Origin of the sequence: Pedobacter sp. HMWF019 (assembly GCF_003061025.1) — a bacterium.
Classification (GTDB): domain Bacteria; phylum Bacteroidota; class Bacteroidia; order Sphingobacteriales; family Sphingobacteriaceae; genus Pedobacter.
Genome location: NZ_QAIL01000161.1, coordinates 14130 through 37550, shown reverse-complemented (window position 1 = coordinate 37550; position 23421 = coordinate 14130). Strand labels below are relative to the sequence as shown.

General features: G+C 41.2%; 13 protein-coding genes. 9 read left to right on the top strand and 4 right to left on the bottom strand.

Annotated features, from left to right (window positions below; translation table 11 throughout):
- The 7 genes from DBR11_RS10400 to DBR11_RS10370 all read left to right on the top strand — a co-directional run.
- Window positions 1-2899 (top strand): response regulator (locus DBR11_RS10400; protein WP_199233809.1); only part of this gene is annotated, 2899 nt, incomplete at its 5' end.
- A gap of 164 nt (window positions 2900-3063) precedes the next feature.
- Window positions 3064-6192 carry a TonB-dependent receptor gene (locus DBR11_RS10395; protein ID WP_108552313.1) on the top strand — a complete coding sequence of 1043 codons (3129 nt, stop codon included), beginning with the start codon at window positions 3064-3066 and terminating at the stop codon, window positions 6190-6192.
- Between the two features lie 18 nt (window positions 6193-6210).
- A complete protein-coding gene (locus DBR11_RS10390; RefSeq protein WP_108552310.1) occupies window positions 6211-8043 on the top strand; it encodes a RagB/SusD family nutrient uptake outer membrane protein in 1833 nt (610 codons plus the stop codon).
- Window positions 8044-8054: 11 nt separating this feature from the next.
- Window positions 8055-8732, top strand: coding sequence for a DUF3823 domain-containing protein (locus DBR11_RS10385; protein ID WP_108552308.1), 678 nt, complete (start codon window positions 8055-8057; stop codon window positions 8730-8732).
- A gap of 10 nt (window positions 8733-8742) precedes the next feature.
- On the top strand, window positions 8743-10662 hold the full coding sequence (locus tag DBR11_RS10380; RefSeq protein WP_108552306.1) for a family 43 glycosylhydrolase: 1920 nt from the start codon (window positions 8743-8745) through the stop codon (window positions 10660-10662).
- A gap of 12 nt (window positions 10663-10674) precedes the next feature.
- Window positions 10675-13173, top strand: coding sequence for a sugar-binding domain-containing protein (locus DBR11_RS10375; RefSeq protein WP_108552304.1), 2499 nt, complete (start codon window positions 10675-10677; stop codon window positions 13171-13173).
- A 194-nt stretch (window positions 13174-13367) separates the two neighbouring features.
- Window positions 13368-14723 carry an alkaline phosphatase family protein gene (locus tag DBR11_RS10370; protein WP_108552302.1) on the top strand — a complete coding sequence of 452 codons (1356 nt, stop codon included), beginning with the start codon at window positions 13368-13370 and terminating at the stop codon, window positions 14721-14723.
- A gap of 144 nt (window positions 14724-14867) precedes the next feature.
- Here the strand turns inward: DBR11_RS10370 and DBR11_RS10365 are convergent, their stop codons facing one another.
- From DBR11_RS10365 to DBR11_RS10350, 4 genes are all read right to left on the bottom strand, one after another.
- The gene (locus DBR11_RS10365) at window positions 14868-15695 is read right to left on the bottom strand and encodes a C10 family peptidase (protein WP_108552300.1); all 828 of its coding nucleotides are present in this window, start codon (window positions 15693-15695) and stop codon (window positions 14868-14870) included.
- 77 nt (window positions 15696-15772) lie between these two features.
- Window positions 15773-16921, bottom strand: a complete 1149-nt coding sequence (locus DBR11_RS10360; protein WP_108552298.1) for an AraC family transcriptional regulator — start codon at window positions 16919-16921, stop codon at window positions 15773-15775.
- A gap of 23 nt (window positions 16922-16944) precedes the next feature.
- Window positions 16945-17580, bottom strand: coding sequence for a bifunctional 2-polyprenyl-6-hydroxyphenol methylase/3-demethylubiquinol 3-O-methyltransferase UbiG (locus tag DBR11_RS10355; RefSeq protein ID WP_108552296.1), 636 nt, complete (start codon window positions 17578-17580; stop codon window positions 16945-16947).
- Window positions 17581-17689: 109 nt separating this feature from the next.
- A complete protein-coding gene (locus DBR11_RS10350) occupies window positions 17690-18667 on the bottom strand; it encodes a helix-turn-helix domain-containing protein (RefSeq protein ID WP_108552294.1) in 978 nt (325 codons plus the stop codon).
- Between the two features lie 466 nt (window positions 18668-19133).
- Here DBR11_RS10350 and DBR11_RS10345 point away from each other — a divergent pair, with 466 nt between their 5' ends.
- Together DBR11_RS10345 and DBR11_RS10340 are read left to right on the top strand one after the other, a co-directional pair.
- On the top strand, window positions 19134-22559 hold the full coding sequence (locus tag DBR11_RS10345) for a two-component regulator propeller domain-containing protein (protein ID WP_108552292.1): 3426 nt from the start codon (window positions 19134-19136) through the stop codon (window positions 22557-22559).
- Between the two features lie 53 nt (window positions 22560-22612).
- Window positions 22613-23380, top strand: a complete 768-nt coding sequence (locus DBR11_RS10340; RefSeq protein WP_108552290.1) for a response regulator — start codon at window positions 22613-22615, stop codon at window positions 23378-23380.
- Window positions 23381-23421: the final 41 nt, after the last annotated feature.

Sequence of the window (23421 nt, the reverse complement as noted above, 5' to 3'; positions counted from 1 at the left end):
ACTGGCAACAGTGACGGGAATCTTGCACGACTGGGGAAACAGTATGTGGCTTGCCACAGCAGGGGATGGAATTTTGCAGGTACAACCCACTGGAGCGCTTGTCAAAAAAACAATCCGTAACAGCGGACTTGCTGATGATTTCCTGCTTTCTGGTTTTGAAGATAGCCAGAATAACAAATGGTTCGGCTTGCAGAAAGGAGACGTATCCTTCTTTAATGCAAAAACGAAAACCTGGCGCAGGATAAATGCAGGAGAAAAGATGTCGGCTGTAAGAGCTATCATTGAAGATACTCAACAAAATATATGGTTTGCCGCAGAGGAAGGCCTGTTTATTCACAATCCTAAACTTGAGACATTCCATAAATTAGTCATTAATACGCCTATGCTTGGAGACTATGCCCCTCGTACACTTGTTGAGGACGGTCGGGGAAATACTTGGGTAGGCACGTATGGACAGGGCCTTTACCTTTTTGACCGGGGCCGGAAATTGGTTCGGAAGATTTCTAAAGGGCAAGGAATCAATAGCAATACCATCAATTATCTGTTTCGTGATAAGAGAAATAATATATGGATAGCAACCAATGAAGGTTTGGCCTTCCAAAGCGCAAATAAAGAGATAGGGCAGGTTGAATCTATTGCAATCCCCAGATCGGATGCCTGGCTCACTGTAAATGCCATAGCTGAAGATGGCAATGGAAATATCTGGTGTTCCACCAGAATGGGCTTATTGCGCTATTTACCGGAAGAAAAGCGATTCCTGAGCTACGACCAGACCTTTGGTTTGCCCTTGGGTGGTTTTACCAATAACAGTGTTGCTGTAGACACAAAAGGTCGTTTATACTTTGGAATGCCGGCAGGTGTGTGTTATTTTGATCCTGCATTGATTCCACTGAAACTTCCAAAGTCGCCCATCAGAATAAGCCGTTTTATGGTATTTAATACGGGAGAGAGTCATGCACAATCTGAAAAATACTCCAACCTTGTTGAAGAGATCAGCCTGAAACATAACGAGAACAGTTTTCGGGTGGAGCTTGCCGTGATGGATTATGCCATGAATGACATGGTAGAATTCAGTTATCAGCTGCATGGGTTAGACAACAACTGGATCTTCCTTGGGAATGAAAAGAATCTGGATTTCCGAAACATCCCATATGGAAATTACGAACTTAGGATACGTACCCGTCAAAAGAATGAAAATTGGTCTGCTGGCTATAAACACCTTTTTATCAATATTTCACCACCATGGTATCTAAGTACCTATGCCTTGCTGCTTTATATTATTGTGATTGCCGCCATTGTATTTATTGTGTTTTCTATTTATGTGAAAAAGGTGAACGCAGAAGCCGAACTCCGTGTAAGGGAGCTTCAGCTTGATCAGGAGGGAAAGCTGCATATGGAACGGCTGAATTTTTACACCAACATTACCCATGAGCTTAGGACACCGCTCATGCTCATTCTTGGCCCGCTGGACAACTTGATACATGACCATAAATTAGCTTCCGGGCATAAAGATTGGGTTTACATGATCCAAAAGAGTGCAAACCGTCTTTTTTCATTGGTTAATCAGTTGCTGGAATTCAGAAAAGTAGAGTCTCAATACAAACCGCTGGTACTGGGAGAAGGATTTTTGGGTGAATTGGTACGGGAAACTGTTCTTAAATATGCAGAAGCGAATAACAAGAAGGACCTGAGTATTAGCTGCATTGTTGTTGATGAGGATATTAAAACCATTTTCGATACAGAGATTGTGCAATTGATACTGGATAACTTATTGTCTAATGCGTGTAAATATACCTCGTCGGGTAGTGTGGAGGTTTGTTTGACCTATGAACAGGAGGGACTAAGCACTTGCGCCCTGATTTGTGTGAAGGACACAGGTTGCGGTATTGCAGCCGAGCATCTGGAGAAGATATTTGACAAATTTTATCAGGTACCTCGTTCGGCTGCTCAGGGTATAGGTGTTGGACTTGCTTTGGTTAAAGAGCTGTCCGCCATACATCATGGAAAAATCTCCGTAAAAAGCGAACCGGGGAAGGGAAGCGAGTTTTGTGTGCGTTTACTGACAAATGCGGTGGTATCTGCGGTCAATGTAAGCGATGATCAGCGGCCCTTAGTACTCCTGGTGGAAGATGACAGAGATCTTCGGGCATACTTAACAAAATTGTTGTGTTCGAAATATGAGGTTATACAAGGTGAAAATGGATATGAAGGCTTGAAGCTTGCGAAGAGCCGTGTTCCTGATATTATTCTTAGCGATGTCATGATGCCTGATATGGATGGGTTCAGGATGTTGAAAGAATTAAAGCAGGAGCGTGAAACAAGTCATATTCCAATCATATTCCTAACCGCCAGGGACAGGGAGCCGGATAAGGAGCGGGGCTATGAATTGGGCGTTGATTCTTATTTAACCAAACCAGTTAGCCCACAGTTGCTTTACCGCCGGATTGAAAACCTGTTGCTCAAACGGAAGGCCGTCTATGCTGAAGTATTGGGACAGCTTTCGCCTCAGAATGTACAGGGAGCACCGGAAAAAGTAGCACCTCATACAGAATTGTGGCGAGAGAATGCTTTTGTACAGGAATTTGTTTGCCTGGTAGAAGACTGTATACAAGATGAAGTTCTGGATGCCGCCAGATTAGCCGACAAAATGAATATGAGCCAATCTACATTGTACAGAAAACTGAAGGGACTTACCGGTAAAAATATAAATCAGCTCGTACGCAAGGTGAGGATTCAAAAGGCAGCGCAGCTGTTGCGTTCCGGTCAGTATAACGTGACTGAAGTGTCCCTTATGGTTGGCATTAACAGTTCCATTTATTTTCGTCAATGCTTCAAGGAAGAGTTTGGACAACTTCCTTCTGAATATCAAAAAGAAGCTTTAAATAGAAAAACAAGCTGATTTGACGAAAAATTAGATGTTAATTGACGGATTTGTGTACGTTCTCAGGTAGCAGAATATTTTAAGTTTGGTTCCAGAAACCAATTATAAACATGTATCCTTTTTCTCTTTCGGGAATGGTCATGTAGTATCGGTTCATCAAAACCAAAAAACCAAATATTAACATGAAAATCTTGAAAATTCTTTTAATCTGCGTAATGATATGGGGTATACCCGCATATACCTATGCACAACGTAAGATTTCAGGGTATGTGCTTAACGAAAAAAATGAGCCGCTTAAGGGCGCCACGGTTCTCGTTGAAGGCATGCCGAGCGAAATTACAACAACAGACGACCGGGGGCACTTCCAGATTACAGCCACCAAGGGAACTTTACTCATCACCAATATAGGTTACAAAAGTCAAAGCGTCGTGATTGGTGAGCAGACTGAACTCAAAATCTTTATGGAAAGCAGCAACAAGGACCTGGATGAAGTTGTGGTTGTGGGTTATGGCACACAGTCTAAACGAAATGTTACCGGTGCAGTAAGTAGCATTAAATCGGAAGATATCGTGCGGTCTTCCTCTACGACCACGGCAGGGGCACTGGCTGGAAAAGTGCAGGGGGTCTCGGTCCGGGCAAAAGACGCCCGCCCGGGAAAAGGAGCCGCTATTGAAATCCGTAATATGGGAAACCCACTGTATGTGATTGATGGGGTTGCTTACGGTGGAGAAGTGGGGACGGATTGGGTTGGAACCCAAACTGCCTCCGGGGCTGATATATTCAATGCTTTGAACCTGGAAGATATTGAGAGTATCTCTATCCTTAAAGACGCAGCGGCAGCTGTTTATGGTTTTCGGGCATCCAGAGGGGTGGTATTGATCACCACCAAAAAGGGCAGACGCGATGAAACAGCAAAAATAAACATTAATGGTTACCAGGGATGGCAGAACCTAACACGCTTTCCTAAATTAGCAAATGCAGCACAATATACACGGGGGTTGGTAGAAGCTGCTCAAAACGGCGGCGGCGACCCAACAAGGGTGTATACCCCTGCAGAACTCGCTAAATGGCAGGCAGGTACTGAATCGGGTTATCAAGGTTACGATTACTATGATATGGTGGTCAGGAAGAATATACCCCAAAACTATCTTAATGCAAATGTAACAGGCGGAGGAAAAAACTCGAATTATTTCCTTTCTGTTGGCCATCTGAATCAGGATGCCATGATGAAAGATTTTTCTTATAAACGCACCAATCTGCAAGCCAATATCGAGGCTACTATTGCAGAAGGGTGGAACATTGGGACGCAGATTTCTGGTCGAAAAGAAGCGACTAAAGACGTTGGTTTACCTGGGGGAGATGGCTATTTTGCCTCCATTCTGTCGTTATTTAGAAACCGGCCAACAGTAGGGCCTTATGCAAATGATAATCCGGCCTATCCGAATCGAGTTAATGATCTGGCCTATAATCCAGCATTGTTCAGTCGTGGGATTGCGGGTTATAAGGATAATGATTATTTGAGTGGTAATGTGAATCTCTCTTCTTCCTACAAAACAAAATTTGGTTTATCGGCAAAAGCGACAGTATCCTACAACTATACCAACAACAAGTTCGATGGATTTCAATACACCTATGATGTGTATACTTTCCAAAACAACGCTTACAACCGTTCAGGTGGCAGCGATGCTGGATGGCGATATAAGACAACTCGGGAGGCCACATCCCGGTTTGGGCAATTTCAGTTAGATTATACCAAACAGTTTGGAGACCATAATTTTTCTGCCATGGCTGGTTATGAACGTTCTGACTGGAACAGGACTTACTCGTCAATAGGGGCTAATCCAACAAATAATTACATTCCCTTAATCAGAACTGTTGCTGAACTGAATGGCATAGGAGACGATTGGTCGTACGAGGCCAGGGCAGGGTACATCGGGCGTCTGAATTATAATTTTAAGGGCAAATACCTGGTTGAAGTTCTCGGGCGTTATGATGGTTCTTATTTATATGACAGAGATCATCGCTGGGGCTTTTTCCCAGGTGCAACTTTAGGTTGGCGGATCTCCGATGAGCCATTTTTCAAACCACTTAAAAGTATTATTAATGATTTGAAATTACGGGCTTCCATAGGACAGACCGGATTAGAGGATGGCGTAGGCATGCATGGTTATTTAGATGGCTATAACTTTGGACAAGGAGATGCTGTATTGGATGGTAAATATTATTCTGGCCTTCAACCCCGGGCTTTGCCAATACGGAACCTATCCTGGGTAAAGAATACAAATTATAACGTGGGTATAGACCTGGCGATGTTAGACAATAAGCTGACCTTAACAGCTGATGCCTTTAAAATTATACGCACGGGTGTGCCCGCACCGCGATATGATGTATTGCTGCCTAGCGAAGTAGGCTATGGACTTCCCAACGAAAATTTGAACAAGAACGGATATTATGGGGCAGAAGGTATCCTGACCTATAGTAGTAAGGTTGGAGAACTCAATTATGTGGTCAGCGGAAATATAACCTTCTCCAGGTTCAAGAGTTTAGAATCCTATAAACCACGTTTCGGCAGTTCATGGGATGAGTACAGAAAGTCTTCAGAAGGACGTTGGGGCGGCGTTTGGTGGGGTTACCAGGTTATTGGACGCTTCCAATCGGAAGAAGAGATCCGGAATTACCCGATAAATAATGACGGGTCGAACAACAGAACACAATTGCCGGGCGACTTCATCTACAAAGATGTGAATGGTGATGGGGTCATCAATGATATGGATCAACGTCCTATCGGTTATCCAACAGGTTGGGCACCAATGATGACCTTTGGTGGCCGCATTGCATTGAACTGGAAAGGAATAGATCTCAACATCGATTTCGCGGGCGGTGGGATGCAGTCCTGGAATCAGGATTATGAACTAAGAAATGCATTTCATGCAGATGGCAATTCGCCTGCTTACCTGTTGGAAGACAGATGGCACCGTGCAGATCCATATGACAGGAACAGTGCCTGGATTCCAGGTTATTATCCAGCAATTCGACAAGGCAATTCCGGTCCAAACAGCAGGAACAGCGATTTCTGGTTAACCAACGTAAGGTACCTCCGGGTACGGAATTTAGAACTGGCTTATAGTCTGCCTAAAAGCATTACGACAAAACTTAAAGCAGAAAAAATTCGTCTGTACGTTAATGGATCGAATCTGATCTCTTTTGACAACGTAAAGAAATTCCAGATTGATCCGGAAATTGAGGCAGCAGCAGCAGTTGTCTACCCGCAGCAAAAAGTTTTTATGGTAGGTTTCAACGTAACCTTTTAATCCCCAAAATTTAATACGATGAAGAAATTTTATATATCTATTGCTTTGTTGGCATGCCTGAGCATGAACAGCTGTAAGCACAACGAATGGTTCGAACGTGACCCAAAGTCCATGATCACCGATGATCAATTGTGGAATAGCCCAACATTATTGACCTCTTTAATGGCAAATTATTACAACAGGTTACCTGCATTACATGGCCTGTTTAATACCGGAGGAACGACCGAGATTGACGACGCCATGTGGTCTGGACACCGCGATCAGAACTGGCATAATGATTTTCAGTTCGGCGACGATTACGGACGATACTGGGATTATGGATTCATCCGTGATATCAATCTTTCCCTTGAAAATATCGAAAAACTAAGCTTAAAACTCACAAGTGCACAAAAACGATTATTTATAGCAGAGTTGCGTTATATCCGTGCTTTTGTTTATTTCGAAATGGTGAAGCGTATGGGAGGAGTCCCTCTAGTCACCACTCAATTGGTTTACGATTTTAGTGGTGACCCTACGCCTTTACAGGTTCCACGTGCAAAGGAGTATGAAGTCTATGATTTTATTTTCCAGGAAATGGAGGCCATAAAAGAAGACCTCAAAGACAACAATGCCAGCAAAACAAGGGCAAACAAGTACGCCGCTCTGGCGCTGGAAAGCAGGGCAATGCTTTACGCTGCGTCGATTGCCAAATACAACAACCTGATGTCAAGCCCTATTTCTACTCCGGGCGGTGAAGTCGGTATTCCGGCTGCGATGGCAAATAGTTATTATACGAAATCCTTAAATGCTTCGAAAGAGATTATCAGTGGCCCTTATGCGCTGTTTAATGAGAACGCGGATAAAGGTGCCAACTTCTATGATATGTTGAATAAGAAAACCGGGAGCGAAGTGATTTTTGCTAAAGACTTTGCAACGGGTCTTAAGGTTCATCGGTTTGCTTACGATAATATCATAAAGAGTATGACTGAAGATAATGAATCGTCGTCTACCATATCGCCTTCGCTGAGTCTTGTAGAGAGTTTTGATTATCTGGATGGAAGCAAAGGTTCGTTACGGAACAAAGATGCCTCTGGTAATTATATTGCCTATACAAATGTCCAGGATATATTTGCTAATAAAGACGCCCGTTTGTACGGTACGGTAATTTACCCCGGTACAGCTTTTAAAAACAATCCGGTCAGGATACAGGCAGGAGTAGCAGTCTGGACGAACGGAAGGTACCAGTTGACAAGCTCACCAGAATTGGGGAAAAACTATGATGATGGCCAGGTATGGACCGGATTTGACGGACCTAAAGACGATGCCACAGATGTCAGCAATACCGGGTTCTATATACGCAAGATGGTTAGTGACGCCCCTGCGGCCAGCACAAGAGGAACATCGGCGGCAAACTGGTGGCCCTGGTTTCGCCTCGGGGAAATCTACCTGAATGCAGCTGAAGCTTCATTTGAACTTGGGCAAGGAGAAAGCCTCGGTTATATCAATTCTTTGCGGCAACGTGCCGGGTTTCCGGCCAATAGCCTAAGCAGTCTGACCATGGATATTATCCGTAATGAACGTCGTGTGGAACTGGCCTTTGAAGATCACCGCTACTTTGACCTCAAAAGATGGCGCATGGCACACCTGGTATGGGATGGTTCAGAGAATGATCCCAATGCAGTGGTATGGGGCCTGTATGGCTACCGGGTAATAAGGCCTGGACATGCCGACAACGGCAAATTTATATATGAGCGCATCAGACCCAGCCGTTTCCGCCGGGCGCGGTTCTTCCGGCTGGCCAATTACTATTCCTCTATTGATCAGACGGTATTAAACAACAATCCTAAAATTGTTAGAAACCCATTCCAATAATAACTTGTGCTATGAAATTGAAATTTTTAATGATACTAACCGCCACTGCAAGTGTATTTCTGACAGGATGCGGATATGATAACTTTAATGCCCCTGAGTCCAGTCTGTCTGGCAGGGTAGTTTATGACGGAAAACCAGTAGGCGTGCGTAACAGCGGCCCTCAATTGGAATTATGGCAGGACGGCTATGCGCTTAGGACAAAGATTCCTGTCTATTTAAATCAGGATGGAACATTCTCGGCAAGCCTGTTTGATGGCCGGTATAAACTGGTCCGTATGGGCGATTCTCCCTGGTTGCAGCAGGCAAGTGATACCATTATTGTAAATGTAAAAGGGAATACCAGTGTTGATGTGCCGGTAACTCCTTATTTTACCATCAGAGGCAATTCGTTTCAAAAATCAGGTAATACGATCAGCGCCCGGTTTGTGGTCAATAAAATTGTACCATCGGCAAATGTTGAATTTGTACGTCTTTACCTTGGGAAATCAGTATTGACCGATCAAGTACAGCGTGAACTTCGGGTAGATGGAAATGTTGGTGCATTGGTATTTGGGCAGCAAAGCATTATTGAAGGTGAGCTGCCGGATAACCTTAAGAATCTGGACTATGTGTATGCCAGAGTTGGTGTTAAATCAACAACCTCAAGTGAATATTTGTATACTGAAATCCAAAAAATAGCTTTAAAGTAAAGGAATACTGATGAAAAGATTTAGCTGTAAGCACCCGATCCTTCTTGCCATTTTAACCATCGCCTTTATTGGAAATTCCTTTGGCCAGGCGTATAAGTCGGGGCCGGCGGATAAGGATTTTGCGGGTTATTTATTTGCCTACTTTAAAGGGAATGCCGTAAAAGATGAGGCTGTTTGCTTTGCGATCAGTACCGATGGCTATAATTATCGTGCATTAAACAATAACGAACCTATTATGGATTCCAAAACCATTAGTTCTACCGGAGGTGTGCGTGATCCGCATATCCTTCGCGGGGAAGATGGACGGTCGTTCTACATGGTGCTGACCGACATGACCTCATCTAAAGGATGGGATTCGAATCGCGCCATGGTTTTGATGAAATCTGACGATCTGGTGAACTGGAAACATACGGTCATCAATATACAACAACGTTACAAAGGACAGGATGACCTTAAGCGTGTCTGGGCACCGCAAACCATATTCGATCCTGCAGCGGACAAATACATGGTTTATTGGTCTATGCAGCATGGCTCTGGTCCGGATATCATCTATTATGCCTATGCCAACAGTGATTTTACAGGCTTTGAAGCAGAACCTGCAGTACTGTTCCGTCCAAAAAACGGTAAATCCTGCATTGATGGCGACATTATACCTAAAAACGGATTGTTCTACCTGTTCTATAAAACTGAAGGTAACGGGAATGGAATAAGATTAGCGATCACCGATTCCCTGACTTCCGGCAAATGGATTGAACAAGAAGGATACAAGCAGCAAACAAAGGACGCAGTAGAGGGTTCAAGTGTGTTTAAATTGAACCGTTCTGACAAATATATCCTGATGTACGATGTATATGGCAAAGGTAAGTATCAGTTTTGCGAGAGCTATGATCTGGATAAATTCAAAGTGAAAGACCAGGATGTGAAGATGGATTTTCATCCGCGTCACGGAACGATTATTCCGGTTTCCCGCCAGGAATTAAAAAACCTGACTGCGCGGTGGGGCGTGCCACAAGGCATGGAGCTTCAGTTAACTAAAAATCCCGTGCTTGATGGCTTCTACGCAGATCCGGATGTATTGTATTCCAATAAAACCAAGAAATACTATATCTATCCAACCAGCGATGGTTTCGATGGCTGGGGAGGCTCTTACTTTAAAACGTTCTCTTCCACAGATCTGGTCAACTGGAAGGATGAAGGTGTGATTATGGACCTAAAGAAAGATGTAAAGTGGGCAAATCGTAATGCCTGGGCACCAACTATTTCAGAGAAGAAGGTAAAAGGTGATTACAAGTACTACTATTATTTTACTGCTGCGCAAAAAATAGGTGTGGCTGTGTCAGATCAGCCAGCGGGTCCTTTTACCGATTCAGGCAAACCGCTGGTTGATTTTAAACCAAAGGGTGTAAAGGGTGGACAGGAGATAGATCCTGCAGTATTTACCGATCCCAAAACTGGTAAAAGTTATCTATACTGGGGCAATGGCTATCTTGCTGTAGCTGAATTGAATAAAGACATGGCTTCTCTGAAGGAGAATACCACCAGGGTTCTTAAAACCGATAACACATTTAGAGAGGGGGGATATGTCTTTTATCGGAAGGGGACTTATTATTTCCTCTGGTCGGAAGATGATACACGCAGTGAGAATTATCGCGTGCGCTATGGAACATCGAAGTCGGCTACAGGACCGATAGAGGTCCCGGGAAATAATCTGGTACTTCAAAAAGATCCATCACAGGGTATTTATGGTACAGGGCATTGCTCCGTACTGCAAATTCCTGGAAAAGACGAATGGTACATGATCTATCATCGGTTTAATTACCCCGATGGGATACATATGGGTGAGGTGGCAGGCTTTAACCGCGAGGTATGTATGGATCGAATGTATTTTGACGAAAAAGGAAATATCACTCCGGTAAAGCCTACGCATTAAATAAAAACAAGCATGATACGACTTATAAAATACTTAACTTTTGCACTCGCCATTCAATTATTTAACCCGGCGACAACTCTTGGACAACCCGGCTTTGGCCACGCAGAAAAGATCAATAGCGACTGGCGTTTTCACTTAGGTGACATTAAAGATCAAACAGTGCCAGATGATGCTAAGAACTCCTGGCAAAAGGTTCAGCTGCCGCATGACTGGAGTGTTAAACAAGCCTTCAGTCCAACTTACGCCAGTGCTGCGGGCTATCTACCCGGAGGAATAGGCTGGTATCAGAAGAAATTGAACATTTCAAGAGAAGATGAGGGTAAAAAGATGTACCTCTATTTTGAAGGGGTATATAACCGGAGTGAGGTTTTTGTAAATGGAAAGTCTGTAGGTAAGCGCCCAAACGGGTATATTTCGTTTAGTTACGATATTACTTCCTATCTTAAATATGGTCAGGAAAATCAGATCGCTGTACGGGTTGACCACAGCCGGGATGCCGATTCCCGCTGGTACACTGGCTCTGGGATATATCGCGATGTATGGTTAGTTCGTGCAAATCATATCCACTTGGAACAATGGGGAGTATATGCTTTTTCTGAAGTGAAAGGTAAGAAAGGTACGCTACATGTACAGACCGGTCTGATAAATGAATCGCCATCAACCGCCAGTATTTCTGTACTCCATGAACTTCTGGATAAATCTGGAGTAGTTGTAGTAAAGAAAACCGATAAATCTACGCTTGCACCAGGAAGTGCAAAAGAAATCAAATCAAGCTTAGATGTAAAAAATCCTGCTTTATGGAGCATAGATACCCCAAACTGTTATACCCTGCGTACAACGGTGATGCAGGATGACAAAGTCATTGACCAGTCTAGCCTAGTAACAGGCTTCCGTACCTTTACTTTTGATCCGGATAAGGGTTTTGCGCTCAATGGCAAAGGAATGAAAGTAAAAGGGGTATGTTTGCACCACGATTCAGGCGTGCTAGGGGCAGAAGTATATCCTGCTGTGTGGCGCCGTCGTCTGATGACTTTAAAGTCTTTAGGGGTTAATGCGGTCCGTACCAGTCATAACCCTCAGGCCTCGTCACTATATGCACTGTGCGACGAACTGGGGCTGCTGGTGATGGACGAAGCTTTTGATGAATGGGAGTTCCCAAAGCGTAAGTGGCTTCAAGGCTGGAATGCAGGGATTCCTGGATTCCAGGGCTCCTTTGACTTTTTTAAGGAGTGGGGAGAAAGAGATTTGGCAGATCTGGTTAAACGGGATCGTAACCACCTCTCCGTATTTGCATGGAGCATTGGTAATGAGGTTGACTATCCAAATGATCCATACTCGCATCCGGTGCTTGCTGGTACTCAGGAAAATGGCTTTACCCAGCCCATTTTTGGCGGTTATAAGAAAGATGCGCCTGATGCGATGCATTTAGGTGATATCGCACAAAAGCTTGCCGCTGTGGTTAGAAAATACGACACAAGCCGTCCGGTAACGGCTGGACTGGCAGGAGTTGCGATGTCTAATGAAACAGCCTACCCAGGGGCATTGGATATTGCAGGTTATAATTATACCGAAAGCCGTTATCTGCAGGACCATAAACGCTATCCGAAACGAGTGATTTTTGGCAGTGAGAACCGCCATGACTTTGAGGCATGGAAGGTTGTGAAAGATAATGAGCATATTTTTGGCCAGTTTCTGTGGACCGGAATAGATTATCTGGGCGAATCCGGCCGTTGGCCATCACGTGGTTTCTATTCCGGGCTAGTGGATTTTGCGGGCTTTATCAAACCCCGTGGCTATTTCCGTCAATCTCTCTGGTCGGAGAAACCTATGGCTTATCTGGGTACTTATCCGCTTAAAGGTGGTGGTGCGGCTACAGATGTATGGTCTGTACTGGAATCAGAACAAGGGCAGAAGAAAACGGAGGTTGCTTCTATGGATGCCTGGCCAATCTGGAATTATCAGATTGGACAGTTGATACGGGTTGTTTGTTATACAAATGCGGAGAAGGCGCGGCTGGAGTTGAACGGGCAGGTTATTGGAGCCACGAAAGCCTATGATCAGAAACATGGAATTATTTATTGGGATATTCCTTATGCTGACGGTAATTTAGAGGTTGTTGGAATGGATGAAAAAGGTAAGGAGACCGTTCGTCATATATTGCAATCGAGCAAACGCCAGAAGGCGATTAAAATAATACAGGGGGATCAATTACAGGTGGATGCAAAGAACGGCCTGGTGCAGATAGAGCTTCAGATTGTTGACGAGGATGGAGTTTCTGTAGCGCTTTCAGATGATGAAATTACTTGTGATATTGTTGGGAATGCCCGGTTGCTTGGAATGGAAGCGGGGAACAATTCGGATATGAGTGATTATACGGATAATAAACAGCGTGTTTTTCATGGTAAGATGATTGTTTATATACAAGCTAAGGGTAGCCGATCTGATGAGTTATCTGTACGTTTTACTGCGCCCTGGCTTAAAGCGGCAATGATTAAGATAAAACTGTTGTAATAACCTGCAAAGTTTTTGTTTTGAAAATAGGATTTATGGCTCTCTGAACCTTGCAGGCCCTGAGGTTCGGCCATTAAATCCTATTTTCCTGGGTGCAGACCGGATAGGGTGGAAATCAGAGTTTATATTTTCTTAACATTTATGAAACTTTAAAGGCATTTTATACGGATACCTTCGCGTTAAAAAACATATAAATGAAAAAAATAGTCACTCTGATAACTTTATTATGGCTTTCAGCGGGGGCCATCTCTGCCCAGGAAAACCATGTGGTGTTAATTAGTATTGATGGTTTAAGACCGGAATTTTATTTGGACCCGCAGTGGGGCATGGTTAATGTACGTCAGGGCATGAAAAATGGCGCATATGCGGAAGGTGTAAGAGGTAGTTTTCCTACGGTAACTTATCCTTCACATACCACGATTGTGAGCGGTGTGCTACCCGCAAAACATGGTATTTATTACAATACACCTGTTGAACCATTAGGCATTTCTGGCAAATGGTTTTGGTATTATAAGGACATTAAGGTACCTACTTTGTGGACTGCGGCTAAAGATGCGGGTTTAACTACGGCTGGCGTTAGCTGGCCCGTTACTGTAGGTGCACCGATTGATTATAATTTGCCTGAATATGTTATTCTTCCACAAGGCAAAGGAGAAAAGAAAGATGAGATCAAAGCAATGTCTCTGGAGTCTAATCCTAAAGAACTTTTTCAGGAAGTTCAGGACTATGCAGTTGGTCAATTTGCAGAATATGGTGCTACTGTTGATTTTTACACGAGCGATCAGAATAAATCAAGGATGGCGGCTTATATATTGAAACGTTATAAACCAGCTTTTATGGCTGTCCATATTGCGCTTACAGATCACTTTGAACATGAGCAAGGGCGTGATGGGGATAAAGTTAGGTCTGCCGTAGCTGGCGCCGATGTTGCAATCAAAACCATTATGGATGCCGCAGAGGCCGCAGGTATCAGTAAGAACACTACTTTTATTGTTACTGGCGATCATGGTTTTGTAGATATTCATACCCAATTTAAGCCTAATGTTGTCCTGGCTAAACTAGGTTTGTATGATGATGCAAACAAGAGCGCCTGGAAGGCCTATTTCCAACAAAGTGGTGGTTCTGCTTTTTTACACTTGAAAGACCCGAAAGATAAAGCAACTTTAGAGAAAATAAAACTCGCTTTTAGTCAATTACCCGAGGGAATTCAAAGGATGTATCATGTACTGGATAAAGCTGCAATAGCTAAAGCTCAGGGCGACCCAAATGCGTTTTTGGCCTTAGCTGCTTATCAGGGATTTAGTTTTGGCGCTTCTGCTTCGGGCGAGATGCTGGATTCTGTAAGCGGTGGTACGCATGGATATCTTCCTACCGATTTTAAGGAGATACAGACTGGTTTTGTTGCTTTTGGCAAGGGGATCAGGTCGGGAACTGTATTGCCTTTAATGGGGCAGGAGGATATTGCGCCTTTGGTGGCGAAATTGTTGAATCTGAACCTTAAAACAGATGGGATTTTGTATCCTGGCTTGCTTGCTCCGGTTAAAAAATAGTTGAAAATAGGATTTGATGGTCTCTCTGGACCTTACAGGCCCTGAGGTTCAACCATCAAATCCTATTTTCCTGGGTACAGACCCATACAAGATTGATAAAAAGCTTTGGATTTTTTCCGGAGCTTTTTTATTGAATAATGATTCTCATTTAGGATGAATAGTTACAAACGCTCTTAGTCTGATGTCATCAGCAACATCAATGGGTTTAAAGAGATCATACCAACCATTACGAAATCCACTAGCTCCATAATTGATGTGTACATAAAAGATACTACCTTGTTTACGGTAGCCATCAATTACCGTAGAATGCCCATAATTGGAGAAATTGCCAAAATGAAAGTAAATAGGCATTTTATTGTCAATCTCTTTTTCGATAAGTTCTATTATTTGATTACGGTCAATGATGTGCCTTATATCTTCCTTTTCAGCAATAGTTTTGAGTTGTTTAGAAGTGTAGGGTAGATCTCCTGTAAAACAACCATAAAATTTGGCATCACATGGAAAATGTTTTTCTATCTGCGGCGCTGGATTAACGAGTTCAAGGTATCTTCCACTACCAAAGTCTTTTCTCACTGCAATCGCAGTAAGATAAGAATAACGGGCAACACTTGAGATGCTTTTTCCTGGACTATTTTTGTCAAGTATATCTCGGAAATGATTCCATCTTATATTGTATTTAGATAGAGTATCCTTAATTGCATAGCCATTGGAGCATATGTAATCCGCATTTCCAAAAGGTTTGAGTCTATGATAGTAAAGGATTTGTGCTAATGCTGTACTCCAGCAGCCTAAAACTTCTTGATTGGGCGTGTATTTAGCATAAATTCCCCATTGGTCCCATTGCGTGTTTAATAAGTATTTTTCTCCAGTTAAAAGGAGCGGAGTTTGCTTGGCATCTTGGTCTTTACTTAATTGAGCGAAACCAGGTATAAAGGAACCTATGAGCAGAAGTAGTATGAAGATCTTTTTCATAATTTATTATTTCTTGTAAAAATGGCCTTTGTAAAGCTATCGGACCACTTAAAACAAGTTTTGAGTGTAAATAGATCTCAATTACTTTTGCTGGAAAAATAATTCTTGGGCGAGCAGCCAGTCTGCTGACGGAATATACGGTAGAAGCTGGCTTCGGAATTAAAACCACAATCAAAAGCTATACCTGTAAGAGAATATCGTTTATTTTCCGGATCAGCTAATCTTTTCTTGACTTCTTCAATTCTGTACTTATTTACCAGATCCCGAAAATTATGATTCGAACCATAATTTATAGCACCAGAGACTTGATTCAGAGGAAATCCGATGGCAATGGACAGCTCTTTTAAGCTTAGTTGAGGATTTAAAAAAAGTTTATCTACCTCAAATGCACGATAGATTGCCTGCTGGATCACCCTATAGTTGATCGTCTTATCAACTGCTAGAGACTTGGCCGGCTGAACTGAGGTTGCTTGACGAATAGAAGAGAATTGATCATGTTGGGGAAAGATGATTATTCTATAAGCCAGGTAAAAAGTTGTTATGGATAAGTAGATGTAAAAAAATTGGGTTAAAACAAAGTAATCCCTCCCGGAGGGCATTATGTTTTGTGTTAAAGATGATATAAATAAAAAAACAATTAATAAGCCGGTGCATATCAAAAGATTGCGTAACCAGGAGAGTTCTGCAAAACCTGTGTCGGATTGGCTTTTAAACAACCATTTTCTATAATTCTCTACACGTCGGAAGGAGAGAAACCAATAAATTATACTGGCTAAAATAGCCACAACATCTTCTGTGAATTTTAACTGATTATAAAAGAACGATTCCGCAATAAGGTCTTTCAATAGAAAATCTTCTTGTTTTGCTGTTGCTATATAAACGATGAAAGCATGGCACAGAAAAAACATGGTGGGAATGAAGTGCAATAATTTTTTTCTTGAAAAAAGATAGTGCTGAGTTGTTACCGAACAGGTGTATAAGTAAAATAAGGGTTGAATAGTGGTGTCGATAGCCAGAGGAAAATAACGCCACCCGGGATATTGCCAAAGACCAAAAGTGTGCAACAGTATTTTGAAACTTAGGAGGATTAAAACTAAGATAATCAAAACTAACAAGTTGTTTTCGCTATTCTTATTTGGTCTGAAAATCCAGCAAATCAACCCTATCATCCCTTGGAGCATACCAACAAGAATAATGGTATTGAATATGGTAATTTGATGATCCATGCTCCTTTATAATTGTGATGATGTTATAGATCTTGCTGAGTTTCTTTCTTGCATTTGATTAGAAAGAATGGCTGGCTTTCACTGATTTCTGTGATTTCAAATAATCCATACTTACTAAACTCTGATTTTATAGAGTCTTTATCGTAAAAATACAATTGTGCTCCCTCGAATATTTCGTAGCGGTCTTTACTGACCAATCTACCCTGTCCATAAGTATGAGCTTCTTTTGAAATGGCAGTAAAGACCATATAACCATTCTCCGATAATTGGTTAAAGCAGTCTGTAATTAATTTTTCTCTTTCGTTATTGTCTAATAAATGGATTAGAGCATAACAAAATATTCCTTCATATTCTGCACCATCAAATGGCATATCGGTTACGGAGCCATGGTGGATCTCGATATCTGCTCCATAGTGTTTTCTTGCCATTTCAATGGCTGTCTTTGAAATTTCAATCCCTGTTACTGTTATTCCACTTTCCTTGAAGATTTGGGCGTTTCGTCCGTAACCAATTCCGGGTATCAGGACGCTCTTTATTGATTTTTGAACGAAGAAATCCTTTGTCAATACAGCAGATTTTGCTGGTTCGAAGCCCCACATTTCTTTTTTCTCGCCAAAAGCTGATTCCCAAAACTCAGGTTTTTCGGTTTCACTTGCCATAATCTCATTGTATGTTATTGATGACGCAATTTAGCAAGAAAAACACAACACTTGTATTTACAGAAAAGATAATTATAAGCGGTTTGTGAGGGCTTTTCCCGGCAAAAGTTTATCTTGATTGACCTGATTTACGGGCATATTCTCCTGGACTCATCCCTGTATGTTTTTTGAACTCTGAAAAAAATACACTTCTTGATCTGAATCCTGCTTCAGCTCCAAGGGCTTCGAGCGTAAAGTGTTTCCAATTCGCAATGTTCTCGAGTCTTTTTTTGACTAAGTCAATTTTTAAGGAGTGAATAAATTGGATAAAGCTTTTGTTGTGTCTATTCCTGATCAGGTGGTTCAACTGATGCGCTGGAATTTCCAGAATGCGGGCTAATTTTTTTAGCGTAATGGTTTCTTGCAGGAAATTTTTGTGTTGGCTGATATGTGTATCCAATTTTGCAAGCAGATGCGCACATTGTACCTGGTCACTTTCTATATCCAGTTCCTTATTGACTCTTTGCAGAGTCTCTTGTCGGATGTCTAAGTAATTTGCCTGATGTGAGAGTGGGATTCGTCCTATGTGATCTGGAATTGATGCCAATAGATATTGGTATTTTTCTTTGGCTGTGCCTAACCGGATCATGTTGGAACGCTCGTGTGCTTCCTGAAAACAACGTTCCATAATACAACGCATAATGATGTTCATTTCAGGATATTGCTGATAGAAATAGAGCATATCCTTTGCATGTAAACTCACCAGCAGGGAATTTTCTATAGCAAATATGCTATCCTCGGATGGTTTATATCCATACATGCCTGAAACTGAGGTTACAAAGTTTCTATCTGGAATAATGAAACTAGTAAGTTGTTTGTTATTCTTGTTGGTTGTTGATACAAGGATACCTTTCACTAGAAAATAAAAGTGATTGCAATATTCTCCTTGTTTAACCAGGTGGTGATCTTTTTTCAGTTCACGGAGCTTGAGTAACAGTTCAAGTTCTGCTTTCAACCCTTCGCTGATAGTGGAATAGGCAGCAAAAAGAGTAATTAATTGATGTGCTGGATTTGAGGCGTTACCGATTTGAGATAACTTTTCTTGCATGTTGAATTACTTTCTTGCATATTGAATTATAGCTATATGTCAAACGAGAATATTATAACTTAATTTTAGTGCAAGGTATGTTTATTAATAATATGGTATGTTAAATTCAAAATAAATGTCCGTGAATATTAGGTTGCAAATTAATTTTTGTTGTTTTTATTTAAAACCAAGAGTTGGTTGTCATTCGGTTTATTTAATTGAAGAAAGTTGTGCTCGTACTTTTTTCCCAATCTACGATCGGCAAGTAACATGCTATGGCAAAAACTGACAGATACAAATGCTAAAAATGATCAGTGCGCTGTTTACGTGGGAGACGTTCTTCAACGCAAAATCTCGGAAGAATATTTAAAAGCAGATGGGAGCAAGCATTGATCTGCTCTTATATTTTTATAATGCAACCGATTGCCCAATTTTTTATATTTTTACATTTAAGCACGAAAAAGAATCAAATATGATATAAGTCCTAATGTTGCAAAAGAAATTCCTGATCATACTGATATTATTTTTTATATCACCTAAAGTTTTTCCGCAACAAGGACAGATTCAGTTTTCAAGACTGGATCTATCTAATGGCTTATCTCATAATCAGGTAAATGCAATATTAAAAGATGCAACGGGTTTCATCTGGTTTGCAACACTTTCCGGATTGAATCGTTTCGATGGGCACGAATTTAAAATTTTCAAGCACGATCCCAGGAATACAACTTCTATCAGTGATGATTTTGTAACTGATATTTTCGAATTACCGGATCATAAATTATATGTAGTAACCCGTGGTGGACCGAATATTTATAATCCGGAAACGGAAAATTTTATTAGAAACACGAGTAACTATCTACAAAAGATGAACATCCATGCTAAAGTTATTCATGATATTCTGAAAGATGGTGCAGGTAACTTTTGGTTTAATGCAGTTGATGAGGGTATTTTTAGATATGATGTTTCAAAAAGGAAAACCAGCCACCTTAAATTTGAAAAGAACAATCCCCATTCTTTAACTAATACACCGGTTTCTTCTATTCAGAAAGATCCAAGTGGGCATATATGGGTAATTCACAAGGACAAGACTGTTGAACAACTTGATAGAAGTTCAGGTAAGGTCCTCAAGCGTATAGTTATTTTTCACCAAAATGATCCAGTCGATTTTCAGGACTATAAATTATTTGTAGATAACAGTTCTGGTTTGTGGATTTACACCTTGAATAACCAGCGTGGAATAGATTACTATAATCCACTTAGCCAAATAAAACGGTTTATAGACAAAGGACCGGCAGGATTAAATAGTAACCTGATCAGTGGGGTATTGCAAGATGAGGAAGGAAGGATCTGGATTGGCACCGATCATGGTGGAGTTAATCTATTGACTAAAAACAATTTTAAGATAAGCTATATACTCAATAAAGAAGATGATCTTAAAAGCATAGGTCAGAACAGTGTTACGAGTTTGTATAAAGATGCTGCTGGTATTATCTGGGTGGGTACGTTTAAAAAGGGTGTTAGTTTTTTTCACGAGAAAATACTTAAATTTCCACTGTACAGACACCAGCGAGCCAATCCTAAAGGATTGACGTATGATGATGTAAACCGTTTTGTTGAGGACGATCTTGGAAATTTATGGATTGGTACAAATGGCGGCGGACTTTTTTATTTTAACCGCAAAAGTGCGCAGTTTAAAAGATATATACATCAGCAAGCTAATTCAAACAGCTTGAGCAATGATATTATTGTGAGCCTGTTTATTGACAAGCAGAAGAAATTGTGGATTGGTACTTACTTTGGTGGGCTGGATTGTTTTGACGGGAAAAGCTTTAAGCACTATAAACATCACAGTAAGGATACCAGTAGCCTGGCAGATGACAGGGTATGGGACATCAAAGAAGACCGTAAAGGAAATCTCTGGATTGCGACGCTCAGCGGTGGGTTAGATCAACTGGATCGAAATACGAACCTGTTTACCCACAAAAGAGCAGGCACAAAAAACAGCATCAGGTCTGATTTCATTTCCTGTCTTTTAGAGGATACCAGGGGTAATATCTGGGTCGGAACTTCAGATGGTGTAGATGAGATGAGAACAGACGGTCGGTTTATTCATTATGAGAGTGATTCCGGAGCGGCAAATGCATTGATCAATAATGTAGTTTATGATCTCATGCAAGATAGCTATGGCTTTATCTGGATTGCAACCCGCGATGGGTTGAGCAGACTGGATCCTAAAACAGGCAAGTTTAAAAATTTCGATTCTAAAGAAGGACTACTGGAAAAAGCGACGCTGAAGATAATTGAAGACAATAACCAAAATCTATGGCTGAGTACGGCAAATGGAATGTTTAACATAATCGTTAAGAAAGACAAAGCCGGCTTCTCTTACACTTTCAGAAAGTATGATGAGTATGATGGTTTACAAGGAAATGCCTTCAATGCTAATGCAGGATATAAAACCAGAGAAGGAGAACTCATTTTTGGGGGAGCAAATGGATTTAACCTTTTTAGGCCGGAAAATATTCGAAGTGACCAAAGTAAACCTGTTGTAATAATATCCAGTTTACAGATTGAAAATAAAGATATAGGTATTGGAGAGCCTATTGAAGGACGTATTTTGCTTCATAAGTCGATCGTCTTTACCGATACCATAGAATTGAAATACAATCAGAATGGTTTTACTTTTGAGCTTGCTGCACTCAATTTTTTCAATCCTAAAAAAATCAGATACCGTTACAAACTGGAGGGCTTTGACCAGCATTGGCAGGAATTGCAGGAAAATAGCCGCCGGGCGGCTTACACGAATATTGATCCGGGGGAATATACTTTTAAAGTAGCTTCTACCGATGCATCCGGAAACTGGACCAACAATCAATCTAGTTTAAGTATTAAAATTTCACCACCATTCTGGAGAACCTGGATGGCTTACACTTTCTATGTTTTGCTTGCAGGAGGGACGCTTCTTTGGATCAGAAGAAGGGGAATTCAGCGACTGAAAAGGGAGTTTTTGCTGAATCAGGAACGTCAGCAGGCAAAACGTATGCACGAATTAGATTTACTTAAGATAAAATTTCTAACCAATGTGAGCCATGAATTCAGAACGCCATTGTCTTTAATTATTACTCCAATTGAAAAACTAATCAAAAAAGCCGGCGATTCAGAAAAACAACAACTTCAATTAATTCACAGGAACGGAAAAAGACTGTTAAACCTGGTTAACCAGCTTTTGGACTTTAGGAAAATGGAAGTGCAAGAGTTAAAACTGCACGCTAAAACCGGAGACATTATTTCTTTCATCAAAGAGCTTTGCCTTTCCTTTGGAGATGTGGCAGACAGGAAAAATATTAATTTTCAATTTCATACTGAAAGAGAGCGGTTAATTACACTTTTTGACCACGATAAAATAGAACGTATTGTCTTTAATCTGTTGTCTAATGCCTTTAAGTTTACCCCACAGGGTGGGAAAGTCAATGTGAAAATAAGCACAATGTTAAGTGAGGAAAACCGTGGCGGCCTGCTCCTGGAAGTAAGCGATACGGGAATTGGTATTGCTCCCGATAAAAAGGAAAGGATCTTTGAACGCTTTTTCCAGGGAGATGTGCCTGATTCCATAGTGAACCAGGGAAGTGGCATTGGCCTGTCTATTACTAAAGAGTTTGCTAAACTACATGGTGGAAATATATGGGTTGATAGTGAAGTAAATGTGGGAAGTAAGTTTACCGTATCGTTATCACTACCTGATAAAAGCAGTAAAACTTTCCATCTTAAACGCCCTCTTGAAGTACTCATCAGTACAAAGCTAGAGCAGACTCAGACAGAGGAACCACTTGCCTGGAAAAGTAAAAAACCTGTTTTAATAGTAAAACTTTCCATCTTAAACGCCCTCTTGAAGTACTCATCAGTACAAAGCTAGAGCAGACTCAGACAGAGGAACCACTTGCCTGGAAAAGTAAAAAACCTGTTTTAATGCTTGTAGAAGATAACGAAGATTTTCTGTTCTATTTAAAAGACAATTTAAGAGAATATTACCAGGTCATAGAGGCTGCAAACGGGAAAGATGGATGGCGAAAAATCCTTTCCAGTCATCCTGATTTAGTCGTGAGCGATGTAAGTATGCCAGAAATGAATGGTATTGATCTTTGTAAGAAAATTAAATCTGATAAACGTACAGCCCATTTGCCAGTGATCTTATTAACTGCATTGACAACCGACGACCAACAATTGATTGGGCTGGAAACAGGCGCTAATGATTATATGACTAAGCCTTTTAATTTTGAAATTCTGTTATCAAAAATCATAAATCTACTCCAACAACAGGCCTTGTCTAAAAGAACGTACCAAAAACAAGTGGATTTTCAGCCACCAGAAACTGAAGTGGAGTCTGTAGATGACAAATTTATCAGGCAACTCTCTTTGCATATAGAAAAACACCTCAGCGATTCTTCCTATTCTGTAGACCAATTGAGTATTGACATGAATATGAGCAGGGTTGGTCTGTACAAAAAGATTCTTCCTTTAACCGGTAAATCACCAATAGAATATATTCGTTCCTATCGGTTACAAAAAGCAAAACCATTACTGTTGAAATCCCAGATGACAATTGCCGAAGTCGCGTATGAAGTAGGGTTCAGCAATCCAAAACATTTTAGCAGATATTTTAAACAAGAGTTCAATATTCTTCCTTCGGTATACGCCCTGGCAAAATCGGATGAAATCACTTCCAGATCACTTTAATTGTGTTTTGTTAACATTTGGATACCCATTTGTTATCAATT

Coding starts and splice junctions, on each gene's coding strand:
- DBR11_RS10395 (WP_108552313.1), top strand. CDS start 3,064: ATGAAAATCTTGAAAATTCTTTTAATCTGCGTAATGATATGGGGTATA.
- DBR11_RS10390 (WP_108552310.1), top strand. CDS start 6,211: ATGAAGAAATTTTATATATCTATTGCTTTGTTGGCATGCCTGAGCATG.
- DBR11_RS10385 (WP_108552308.1), top strand. CDS start 8,055: ATGAAATTGAAATTTTTAATGATACTAACCGCCACTGCAAGTGTATTT.
- DBR11_RS10380 (WP_108552306.1), top strand. CDS start 8,743: ATGAAAAGATTTAGCTGTAAGCACCCGATCCTTCTTGCCATTTTAACC.
- DBR11_RS10375 (WP_108552304.1), top strand. CDS start 10,675: ATGATACGACTTATAAAATACTTAACTTTTGCACTCGCCATTCAATTA.
- DBR11_RS10370 (WP_108552302.1), top strand. CDS start 13,368: ATGAAAAAAATAGTCACTCTGATAACTTTATTATGGCTTTCAGCGGGG.
- DBR11_RS10365 (WP_108552300.1), bottom strand. CDS start 15,695: ATGAAAAAGATCTTCATACTACTTCTGCTCATAGGTTCCTTTATACCT.
- DBR11_RS10360 (WP_108552298.1), bottom strand. CDS start 16,921: ATGGATCATCAAATTACCATATTCAATACCATTATTCTTGTTGGTATG.
- DBR11_RS10355 (WP_108552296.1), bottom strand. CDS start 17,580: ATGGCAAGTGAAACCGAAAAACCTGAGTTTTGGGAATCAGCTTTTGGC.
- DBR11_RS10350 (WP_108552294.1), bottom strand. CDS start 18,667: ATGCAAGAAAAGTTATCTCAAATCGGTAACGCCTCAAATCCAGCACAT.
- DBR11_RS10345 (WP_108552292.1), top strand. CDS start 19,134: ATGTTGCAAAAGAAATTCCTGATCATACTGATATTATTTTTTATATCA.
- DBR11_RS10340 (WP_108552290.1), top strand. CDS start 22,613: ATGCTTGTAGAAGATAACGAAGATTTTCTGTTCTATTTAAAAGACAAT.